Origin of the sequence: uncultured Streptococcus sp., from assembly GCF_963511325.1 — a bacterium.
In the GTDB taxonomy this organism is placed as follows: domain Bacteria; phylum Bacillota; class Bacilli; order Lactobacillales; family Streptococcaceae; genus Streptococcus.
On record NZ_CAUPII010000045.1, the window covers coordinates 1 to 11,703 of the forward strand.

Consider the following 11,703-nt stretch of genomic DNA (forward strand, 5'->3'; position numbering starts at 1 on the left):
AAACTTTGGTTCAACCAGAATTGCCAGCCTATACAGGCGAACTTAGCACTAAAGGAACTCAAGAAGAGGGCCACGAAGGCGAATCTTTGATTCAGCCAGAATTGCCAGCCTATACAGGCGAATTTAGCGCTAAAGGAACTCAAGAAGCAGGCCATGAAGGCGAATCCCTAGTTCAACCAGAGTTGCCAGCCTATACAGGCGAGATTAGTGCTAAAGGCACCCAAGAAGCAGGTCACGAAGGTGAATCCCTAGTTCAACCAGAAGCCCCAGCTTACACTAGCGAGCATAGTGCTAAAGGCACGCAAGAAGAAGGCCACGAAGGCGAATCTTTGGTTCAACCAGAATTGCCAGCCTACACCGGTGAGATTAGCGCTAAAGGAACTCAAGAAGAAGGCCACGAAGGCGAATCTTTGGTTCAACCAGAATTGCCAGCTTACACAGGTGAGATTAGTACTAAAGGAACTCAAGAATCAGGTCACGAAGGTGAGTCTTTAGTTCAGCCAGAATTACCAGCCTATACAGGCGAACTTAGCGCTAAAGGAACTCAAGAATCAGGTCATGAAGGTGAATCCCTAGTTCAACCAGAAGCTCCAGCTTATACCGGCGAGATTACAGCCAAAGGCACGCAAGAAGAAGGCCACGAAGGCGAATCTCTAGTTCAGCCAGAAAACCCCGCCTACACCGGCGAAATCACAGCAAAAGGAACTCAAGAAGAAGGCCACGAAGGTGAATCCCTAGTTCAGCCAGAATTACCAGAGTATACAGTAGCTGAAGCAACTATCACAGAAACTGAAACTGTAGAAGTTCCATATACAAGAGAGTATGTAAATGACGATACTCGCTACACTGATGAAGAAACAGTAATTCAAAATGGTCAAGCAGGAAGTCAGCTGATTCATCGTGTCTATAAGACAGTCAATGGCCAAAAAGTTGGGGACCCAATCAGCACGAGTACAGAAACTGTTAAGGCTCCAGTAAACGAAAAAATTAGTCGTGGTACCAAGGCTATTGAAGGTAAAGTTGAAGAAGTTTCATTTGAAGAAATTCCTTTCGAGACAAGAACAGAAGTAGACAGCACTCTTCCGAAGGGAACAGAAGTTGTTGCTCAAGCTGGTCAAAACGGTAAGAAAAAGATTACCAAAGTCTATAAGACTCTTAAGGGCGTGAAAACTGCGGATGCTCCAACTATTTCAGAGGAAGTTGTCGAAGCTGCGCAAGATCGTCTCATTAAGAAAGGTGATCAAGTCCTCGCTGCGCCAACGTTGACAATTACTCAAATTGATAAAGAAGAATTAGAGCGTAGTGCCAAGGTTCGTTACCAATTGGTCAAACCAACAGGTGTAACCATTAAATCTCTTGAAGTTGTCTTGAAAGACGGAGACACTAGCCTTCAAACAGTCAACATGTCTGAGGGAGATTTGACTGCTAATCTTACAGACTTGAAATACTACAAGGACTACAAGATTGCAACCAAGATGGTTTACGATCGTGGAAATGGGAACGAAGAAGTTGTTCTCACGGAAGAACCACTGCGACTTGATCTCAAAAAAGTCGAAGTCAAAAATATCAAGGAAACCAGCCTTATCAGTGTTGATGACCAAGGTGTAGAAACTGATAATAGTCTATTGTCAGCTAAACCATCAGATGTTAAACCTTATTACTTGAAAGTGACAACTCATGATAACAAGGTTACAAGACTAGCTGTTGACAAGATTGAAGAAGTTACTGTAGATGGTAAAACATTGTACAAAGTAACTGCCCAAGCCCCTGATTTAATTCAGCGTAATTCAGACAACAAGTTCAGTCAAGAATATGTCCATTACTTTGCTAAGCCAAAAGCTCATGAAGGTGATGTTTATTACGATTTCAATGATCTTGTAAAGGCCATGCAGGACAATAAAAATGGAACATTTAAACTAGGTGCTGATCTTAATGCAGCTAATGTTCCAACACCAAATAAACAATATGTACCTGGTAAGTTTAGTGGAACTTTAACAAGTGTTGAAGGAAAGCAGTACACAATCCACAATATGGCTCGTCAATTGTTCGATAATATCGAGGGTGGCTCGGTTACAAATGTTAACCTAGGTAACGTTGATATCAATATGCCTTGGGCTGAAAATATTTCACCACTTGCAAGAACGATTAAAAATGCTACAGTTGAGAATGTCAAGGTGACTGGTAGTGTTCTTGGTAAAGATGGTATTGCTGGTATTGTCAATAAAGCAGATGTTGGTGGCCTACTTAAAAATGTCGCATTCATTGGTAAACTTACTGGTGTTGGTGACAAAGGCTGGGATATTGGTGGTATTGCCGGTGAAATTTGGAGAGGGAATATCAAACACGCTTATGTAGATGCTGATATTACAGCAAATAAAGCTCGTGTTGGTGGTCTTCTTGCTAGATCTGATAATGGTTCGGATCCTAATGGAATCGACAAGTATGCTTCTGTTCGTAATGCTGTTACTAAAGGAACCATTAATGTTAAGACACCTGTTGAGGTTGGTGGATTCATTAGTAAAAACTGGACATGGGGTAGAGTTGCTGATACTGTTTCAATGATGAAGGTTGAAAATGGTGAAGAGTTCTACGGTTCAAAAGACTTAGACGAAGAAGACGGTTACTATACAAACGATTGGATTGAGCGAAACTATGTTGTTAAAGATGTCAGCTCTGGTAAACGTTCATTCAAACGTTCTCGTACTAACAGAATTCAAGAAATCAGTCTTGAAGAAGCAAATAAAAAGATCGCTGAATTCGGTATCACTGCTGATACGTTTGAAATTAAACCTCTTGTTGAGGATACTCTCAATAATAAGAAAGTAAAAGCTGATACTTATAAAGATACTCAAGATTACGATGCCTCTCGTGAACTTGCCTACCGTAATATCGAAAAATTACAACCTTTCTATAATAAAGAATGGATCGTAAACCAAGGAAACAAACTTGCTGCAGGCAGTCCTCTCTTGACTAAAGAAATCTTGTCTGTAACTGCCATGAAAGGCAATGCCTTTGTGACAGAATTGGCTGATGCTGACCACATTTTGGTGCATTATGCTGACAAGACCAAAGACATCTTTACTGTTTCTCTGAAAGAATCTAAGGTTAAACAAGTGAAAGAGTACAGCATTGCTGAACTTGGAGAAGTTGTTTACACACCTAATATGGTTGACAAAGACCGTAGCGATCTTATCAATGCTATCGTTGAAAAATTAAGTCCAGTTGAGCTACAATCAGATCCAATTTACCAAAAACTTGGTAGAACAGGACCAAATAAAGTTAACGCTATCAAAGATCTTTACCTAGAAGAAAGCTTCAAAGAAGTCAAGGATAATCTGGCTAAATTTGTGAAACAGTTGCTTGAAAATGAAGATCATCAATTAAACACAGATGAGGCTGCTAAACGTGCTTTGATCAAGAAAATTGATGATAACAAGGCAGCGGTTCTCCTTGGTCTATCTTACCTTAACCGTTATTACGGAGTAAAGTTTGATAACTTCAATATCAAGCAACTCATGTTGTTCAAACCAGACTTCTATGGTAAAAATGTAAGTGTGTTAGACTTCTTGATTCAGATTGGTTCTAAGGAAAGTAACATTAAAGGTGATAGAACTCTAGAAGCTTATCGTGAAGCTATCGGTGGAGTTATCGGTATCGGCGAGTTAAACAGTTTCTTAGACTATAATATGCGTCTATTCACAGAAGACAAAGACCTAAATGATTGGTTCATCAAAGCAACCAAAGACAATGTCTATATCGTTGAACCAAAAACAACAACTCCTGAGTTTGCCGATAAGAAACACAGAGCCTACGAAGGTTTAAACAACGATGTGCATGGTAAGATGATCTTGCCACTCTTGAACTTGAAAGATGCCCATATGTTCTTGATTTCAACTTACAATACAATGGCTTATAGTTCATTTGAAAAATATGGTAAGTATACTGAAGCAGAACGTAATGCCTTTAAAGCTGAAATCGATAAGGTTGCAAAAGGTCAACAGAATTATTTAGACTTCTGGTCACGTCTATCAATCGATAAAGTTCGTAATCAACTTTTGAAGAGCAACAACATGGTTCCAACACCTGTTTTGGATAACCAAAACTATAAAGATATTAGTACTGATAAATACGGTCACACTAATAGTGGTAAAGATGTGGCGCCTATCCGTGAATTATACGGACCTACAGGACGTTATCATGCGACTGACTGGCGTATGGGAGCTGTGGCTCGCGTTTATCAGAATCCATATAAAGATGATTCTGTCTTCTTCATGGTTACGGATATGATTAGTGACTTTGGGGTTTCTGCCTTTACCCACGAAACAACTCACGTAAATGACCGTATGGTATACTTGGGTGGCTCAAGACACCGTGAAGGTACTGATTTGGAAGCATTTGCACAAGGAATGTTGCAAACTCCATCAGTATCAAATCCAAATGGTGAATACAAAGCCCTAGGTCTCAACATGGCTTATGAACGTCCAAACGATGGCAATCAATGGTATAACACCAATCCAAATGATCTGAAGTCACGTGACGAAATTGATCGTTACATGAAGGGCTACAACGACACTCTTATGCTTCTGGATTATCTTGAAGGAGAGGCTGTCCTCGATAAAGCAAATCAAGATTTAAACAATGCTTGGTTCAAGAAGGTTGATAAGCAATACCGAGGAAATAACACCAAGAACCAATTCGACAAGGTTCGACCTTTAAGTGATGAGGAAAAAGCTATTCCTTTACGCACAGTAGATGACTTAATTACGAACAACTTCATGACTAACCGCGGTCCAGGTAACAGAGTTTATAATCCTACTGACTTTGATTCTGCTTATGTGAATGTTCAAATGATGACTGGTATCTATGGTGGTAATACAAGTGAAGGTGCTCCAGGAGCGATGTCATTTAAACACAATACTTTCAGAATCTGGGGTTACTATGGCTACGAAAAAGGCTTCTTAAACTATGCTTCTAACATGCTAAAAGCTGAATCTAAAAAAGCTGGAAAAGATACTCTAGGTGATGACTTCATCATTAGCAAGATTTCTGAAGGAAAATTCAACAATCTTGAAGAATGGAAGAAAGCTTACTTCAAAGAAGTGGTGACAAGTGCCAAAAATGGAATTCAGTCTATTGAAATCGATGGTAAAACATACAATAGCTATGAAGACTTGAAACGCGCATTTGCTGAAGCAGTTGATAAAGATAAGGCTACTCTAAGTAACGGATCTGTCAAATTTGATAATACCGTATCACTTAAAGAAAAACTCTTCAAGAAACTTCTTCAACAAACAGATAGCTTTAAAACTTCTATCTTTAAATAATCTCAAACTCTCATCTGCTTAGCAGGTGGGAGTTTTTTGGTTTCCAAGAGTTTTAAGAATTTTCCAAACAGATTCTAAGTATTTTTAGCAAGGTAGGTATATAATAGAACTACAAAGTGAATATCTATATTCATATAACAAAAAAGAAGGTGATGAAGATGAAAACATGGCAAGCAACTGTATTGGTCTGCACTAGTTTGTTTTGTCTATCAGCTTGTAAAAATCAGACAACAAGCGAAACTGACAAACAAAATGGAGACAAACAAGCGCAAGTTAGCTCTCAGGTAGCAAAAAAAGGAGAAGTAGTTCCAGATTTTGAACTCATGGGAGTTGATGGGAAAAACTACCATCTATCAGATTACAAAGGTAAAAAAGTCTATCTCAAATTTTGGGCTTCCTGGTGTTCTATCTGTCTAGCCAGCCTCCCTGATACCGATGAGCTGGCTAAAGAAGAAAGCGATGATTATGTTGTTTTGACAGTCGTTTCTCCTGGTCAAAAAGGCGAGCAAGCAGAAGAAGGCTTCAAGAAATGGTATCAGGGCTTGGACTATAAAGATTTACCAGTATTGTTAGACCCTTCGGGACAACTTTTGGCGAGTTACGGAGTTCGTTCTTATCCGACTCAGGCTTTTATCGATAAAGAAGGCAAACTAGTCAAGACCCAGCCAGGTTTTATGGACAAAGAAACTATTTTACAGATGCTAAAAAGCATAGATTAGAGGCTCATCATGAATGATAAATTAAAAATAATTGTATTCATTGGAATCATCATTTGCATTATTATTGGATTTTTATTTCTTTTGGAAAAAAGGAGCGCAAGCTACACAGATACCACTCAAATCGAGAAGGCAGCAGTTAGTCAAGGGCAAAAAGTCACGAAAAAAACTCAATCAAGTAAAGATGCTGACTTACATGATATCTATCTAGCTGGAGGTTGTTTCTGGGGAGTTGAAGAGTATTTTTCTCGAGTGGCAGGTGTGACAGATGCTGTTTCTGGCTATGCGAATGGGAGAGGAGAAACAACCCAGTATGAATTGATCGGCCAAACCGGGCATGCTGAGACTGTTCATGTGACCTATGATGCCAATCAGATCTCTTTAAAAGAAATCCTGCTCCATTATTTCCGCATTATCAATCCAACTAGTAAAAATAAGCAGGGAAATGATGTGGGGACTCAGTATCGGACTGGTGTCTACTATAAGGACGAGCATGACCTAGAAGTCATCAATCAAGTTTTTGAACAAGTTGCTCAGAAATACGACCAGCCTCTAGCGGTTGAAAAGGAAGCCTTAAGCAATTTTATTGTGGCTGAGGACTACCACCAAGATTATCTCCAGAAAAATCCTAATGGCTATTGCCATATCAATGTCAATCAAGCAGCCTATCCTGTTATTGATGCAAGTAAATATCCAAAACCGAGTGACGATGAATTGAAAAAACTTTTGTCTCCAGAGGAGTATGCCGTGACTCAAAATGGTCAAACAGAACGTGCCTTTTCAAATCGTTACTGGGATAAATTTGAAGCAGGTCTTTATGTGGATGTTGCGACTGGCGAACCTCTCTTTTCTTCGAAAGATAAATTAGAATCGGGTTGTGGTTGGCCAAGTTTTACCCAGCCGATCAGTCCAGATGTTGCGACCTATAAGGAAGACAAGTCATACAATATGGTCAGAACGGAAGTCAGAAGTCGAACAGGGAATTCTCACCTAGGACATGTCTTTACAGATGGACCTCAGGACAAGGGAGGTCTACGCTATTGTATCAATAGTCTATCCATCCATTTTATCCCAAAGGATCAAATGGAAGAAAAGGGCTATGGTTATTTGTTGGATTATGTTGAGTGATTTTGAGATTATTAAAAAGTGTTTACTAGAAATATATTTTAATTCATAAGAAGTGTAGAATTTGGATTTTAGAAGCGGTTGGGCAATTTAATCGAACGTGGTGGAATCACTCCTGAAAATTTTTGATTTTGAAAACAAGTAAGGTGAAAGCTATCAGGGTGAATATGGCGCTCTCGGGCTCAACATGGCTTACATGCGACCAAATGATGGGGATCAATGGTACAATCCAGATCCAACCAAGTTGCAAACACGCCAGCAGATTGACCACTACATGAAAGGTTATAATGAGGCCTTGATGCTTCTAGATTATCTGGAAGGAGAACGAGTTCTCGCTAAGAATGATCTGGCTTTGAAGAAGGCCTGGTTCAGCAAGATGACCAAGCAGATGCGCTATCAGGACCAAGATAATAAACTCCTTGCTCCTAACCAGTGGGACTATGTCCGTCCATTGACAGATGAGGAAGCCAAGACTCAGCTAAATTCTGTGGATGATTTGATCAAAAATAACATCATCACCAATAGGCATTATCAGGGAACTTACCGACCAGAAGACCTCAAGACAGCTTATGTCAATGTCAAGATGGTAGACGCTATCTATGGTGGAAATACAAGTCAGGGAGCTCCAGGAGCCATCTCCTTCAAGCATAATGCCTTCCGTATGTGGGGTTATTATGGTTACGAAAATGGTTTCCTAGGCTATGCTTCTAATAAATATAAGGATGAGGCCTTAAGCGAGGGACGTGACACCCTTGGAGATGATTTCATTATCCAGAAGGTTTCGAAAGGCAAGTTCCAGAACTTGGAGGAATGGAAGAAGGCTTGGTTTGACGCTATTATTGCTAAGGCAAAACGAGGAATCCATAGTTTTGAAATTGATGGTCAGCAAATTGATTCTTATGAGAAATTGCAAGATTTGTTTGACCAAGCAGTAGAAACGGATTACCGAAACTTCAAGTATGGAGGCTCAGTTGCAAACTATACAGTAGCTCTGAAGAAAAAAGTCTTCCAAAAACTATTGCAGGTGACAGATGCCTTTTTATCTGAACTCTTTCCCAAAGGATAGATAAAAGTTGAAGTGATAAAAGAGTCTACTATTTTTAGATTTTCTTAGGAAGTGACATCTACTTTATCATTCTCAAAGAATAAAATTGCCAGATCTCCTGTTGGGGTCTGGCTTTTATGGTATACTTAGGATATGCATAGAAAAACAGTGATTGATTTTAGGGCTTTGGGGGAGAGATACACCTTTACCCAGCCTATCAAAGAGTTAAAAACCAGAGATTTAGCAGAAGTAACAGACTTGTTAGCTCAAGTGGAAAGCTACCAAGAACAGGGCTATTATGTGATGGGTTATGTTAGTTATGAAGCAGCACCTGCTTTTGAGGAGAAGTTAGCAGTTCACAAGGCTCCTCTACTGGGAGAGTATTTGCTTTACTTCACTGTTCATGATAGGGTGGAAATATCCCAAATTCCTCTGACTTATGAGGAGGTGGATTTACCATCAAACTGGCAGGAAGTAACAGCAGCAGAGGACTATGAAAAGGCGATTGCCCAGATTCACCATCATTTACGACAGGGCGATACTTATCAGGTCAATTATACGGTTCAACTCAAGCAGGAGTTGTCTGCTAATCCTTTTGCTATCTACAATCGCATGGTGGTAGAGCAGGAAGCAGGTTACAATGCCTATGTTGAACATGACGACATGGCAGTAATTTCCATGAGTCCAGAACTCTTTTTTGAGCAAAATGGTCGTGAATTGACAACTCGCCCTATGAAGGGAACGACTAAACGTGGTCTGACTGATGCTGAAGACTTGAAAGAGGCAGCCTGGTTGGAGCAAGATCCCAAAAATCGCTCAGAGAATATGATGATAGTGGACCTCTTGCGCAATGACATGAATCGTCTGTCTGAGGTGGGAAGTGAGCATGTGGAGCGTTTATGCCAGGTGGAACAGTATTCAACGGTTTGGCAGATGACTTCGACTATCAAGAGTCAGTTACAACCGGATGTTGACCTAGTAGAAATCTTCCGTTCTCTCTTTCCATGTGGCTCCATCACAGGAGCTCCCAAGATAGCAACCATGGAAATTATCAAGAACTTGGAACCACAAGCTAGAGGAGTCTACTGTGGAACTGTTGGCCTCCTACTTCCCAATGGACGACGGATTTTCAATGTGGCTATTCGAACCATACAACTCTACAAGGGGCAAGCCATCTATGGAGTCGGTGGAGGCATCACTTGGGATAGTACTTGGGATTCAGAATACCGTGAAGTCCAGCAAAAGGCAGCTGTTCTTTACCGAAAACAGCCTCGTTTTCAATTAATAACGACAGGGAAAATCAGCCAGAAGAAATTACTCTTTGAAAAAGAGCATCTAGAAAGACTACAAAAGGTTAGTCGTTACTTTGCCTTTCCATTTGATGAAGATAGTTTGAGACAAAAGATAGAGGAAGAGTGTCGAGCTTGTGACCTCCATCAAGACTACCGTTTGCGAATCAGTCTCAGCAAGTCTGGAAAAATAGAAATTGATCGACAAGTATTGATACCACTTAGTTCTGGCTTCTGTCAGGCCAAGCTTTGTCAGCAAGAAGATGATTTGCAGCAGGCCTTTACCTACTTTAAGACGACACACCGACCGCATTTGACAATGGGAGATCAGGAAATCATCTATCACACTGCTGATGGAAAATTGCTTGAAACCTCTATTGGCAATCTGGTTTTGAAAATGAATGGGAAACTATATACACCGCCAAGTCAACTAGGTCTTTTACCAGGGATTTATCGTCAACACTTGCTTGAAAGCGGAGAGGTAGAAGAGAAAATATTGACTATTTCTGATTTGGAACTGGCAGAAGCCATCTATGGCTGTAATGCAGTCAGGGGCTTGTATGAATTGTCAGTAAAGGAGAACTAATTGAAACTCATATTTTTACACGGTTTGGGACAGTCAGCAGATAGTTGGAAAGAAGTTCAGGATTTGCTGGCAGATTATCCCTCTGAAGCCCTGGACTTATTTCCTTCAGGAGTTGGGACCTACCAAGAAGCCAAGGAACGCATTTATCAGCACTTATCAAAGGAAACAGAGCCTTTTGTCTTAGTTGGCTTATCTTTAGGGGCTGCACTTGCATTGGAGCTTTCAAGTTCTGAGATACCAAATCTTCAGGCCTTGGTTTTGTCAGGATGTCCACTGAAATTAGCAGGTAACATTCCTTTTTACATTCAGTTGCTGATATTTAAATTGCTTCCTAAGAGGATATATGAGAAGCAGGGGGCAGATAAAGCTCTTATGGTTGGAGTTTCTGAGGAATTAAAAACACTTGATTTAAGAGAGATTGTACGGAATTGTCCCTATCCAAGCTTGTTAATTTGTGGTAGTCAGGATAAGCCAAATCTTAGTTCAATGAAAAGTATTCAAGAACTGATGCCAGATTCTCAGTTTGAGATTATCTCTGACGGCCCTCATGTACTGAATAGGGAAAAACCAAAAGAGTTTGCAGAATTAACCAGAAGTTTTCTTGAATTGCTGAAACAAGTTTGATAAAATAATAATGAAAGTGATAATATCATAAAGGAGAAAAAGATGAGTCAAAAGATTATTGGGATTGACCTTGGTGGAACTTCTATCAAGTTCGCTATTTTAACGCAAGAAGGAGAAATCCAAGAAAAATGGTCTATTAAGACAAACATTTTGGATGAAGGAAGCCATATCGTAGACGATATGATTGAAACTATTCAACACCGATTGGGCTTGCTTGGATTGTCTGCTGAAGATTTCCGTGGAATTGGTATGGGGTCACCTGGTGTGGTTGACCGTGAAAAAGGGACTGTTATCGGTGCCTACAACTTGAACTGGAAAACTCTTCAACCAATCAAAGAAAAAATGGAAAAAGCCTTGGGGATTCCATTCTTTATCGACAATGACGCCAACGTGGCAGCTCTTGGTGAGCGTTGGATGGGTGCTGGTGAAAATCAACCAGACGTTGTATTTATGACACTTGGTACAGGTGTTGGTGGCGGTATCGTGGCAGAAGGTAAATTGCTTCACGGTGTTGCAGGTGCTGCTGGTGAGCTTGGCCATATCACTGTTGACTTTGACCAACCAATCGCATGTACTTGCGGTAAGAAAGGCTGTCTTGAGACAGTAGCTTCAGCGACAGGTATCGTCAACTTGACTCGTCGTTACGCAGATGAATACGAAGGCGATGCAGAGTTGAAACGCTTGATTGATGACGGAGAAGAAGTAACAGCTAAAACTGTCTTTGATTTGGCAAAAGAAGGGGACGATCTTGCCTTGATCGTTTACCGTAACTTCTCACGTTACTTGGGTATTGCATGTGCCAACATCGGTTCAATCCTTAATCCATCAACAATCGTTATCGGTGGTGGTGTATCTGCTGCCGGAGAATTCCTTCTCCAAGGCGTGCAAAAGGTTTATGATGAAAATACCTTCCCACAAGTACGCACAACAACTAAATTAGCTCTTGCAACTCTAGGAAATGACGCTGGAGTTATCGGAGCAGCATCACTTGTAT

At 40.4% G+C, this 11,703-nt stretch carries 6 protein-coding genes and 1 pseudogene; all 7 read left to right on the forward strand.

The genetic code is table 11. The features are described 5' to 3' along the window. Positions 1-5: 5 nt before the first annotated feature. Positions 6-5,324 (forward strand): ZmpA/ZmpB/ZmpC family metallo-endopeptidase, encoded by a 5,319-nt coding sequence (locus RQ973_RS08985; protein WP_311523745.1) that lies wholly within the window; start codon positions 6-8, stop codon positions 5,322-5,324. A 158-nt stretch (positions 5,325-5,482) separates the two neighbouring features. Further along, positions 5,483-6,043, forward strand: coding sequence for a redoxin family protein (locus RQ973_RS08990; RefSeq protein ID WP_311523737.1), 561 nt, complete (start codon positions 5,483-5,485; stop codon positions 6,041-6,043). 9 nt (positions 6,044-6,052) lie between these two features. Continuing rightward, entirely contained in the window at positions 6,053-7,168 is a 1,116-nt protein-coding gene (msrB, locus tag RQ973_RS08995; protein WP_311523739.1) for a peptide-methionine (R)-S-oxide reductase MsrB, read from the forward strand. Between the two features lie 160 nt (positions 7,169-7,328). Then, positions 7,329-8,231: pseudogene (locus RQ973_RS09000) on the forward strand (ZmpA/ZmpB/ZmpC family metallo-endopeptidase); the annotation flags it as partial. A 132-nt stretch (positions 8,232-8,363) separates the two neighbouring features. Next, the gene (gene pabB, locus RQ973_RS09005) at positions 8,364-10,085 is read left to right on the forward strand and encodes an aminodeoxychorismate synthase component I (RefSeq protein WP_311523740.1); all 1,722 of its coding nucleotides are present in this window, start codon (positions 8,364-8,366) and stop codon (positions 10,083-10,085) included. Beyond that, complete coding sequence (locus tag RQ973_RS09010; protein WP_311523741.1) at positions 10,086-10,709, forward strand: alpha/beta hydrolase; 624 nt, start codon at positions 10,086-10,088, stop codon at positions 10,707-10,709. It abuts the gene before it with no gap. Positions 10,710-10,751: 42 nt separating this feature from the next. Beyond that, positions 10,752-11,703 (forward strand): ROK family glucokinase (locus tag RQ973_RS09015; protein ID WP_311523743.1); only part of this gene is annotated, 952 nt, incomplete at its 3' end.

Bases quoted from the DNA above. Each gene is read 5' to 3' on its own strand.
- msrB (WP_311523739.1), top strand. From the start codon at position 6,053: ATGAATGATAAATTAAAAATAATTGTATTCATTGGAATCATCATTTGC.
- RQ973_RS08990 (WP_311523737.1), top strand. From the start codon at position 5,483: ATGAAAACATGGCAAGCAACTGTATTGGTCTGCACTAGTTTGTTTTGT.
- pabB (WP_311523740.1), top strand. From the start codon at position 8,364: ATGCATAGAAAAACAGTGATTGATTTTAGGGCTTTGGGGGAGAGATAC.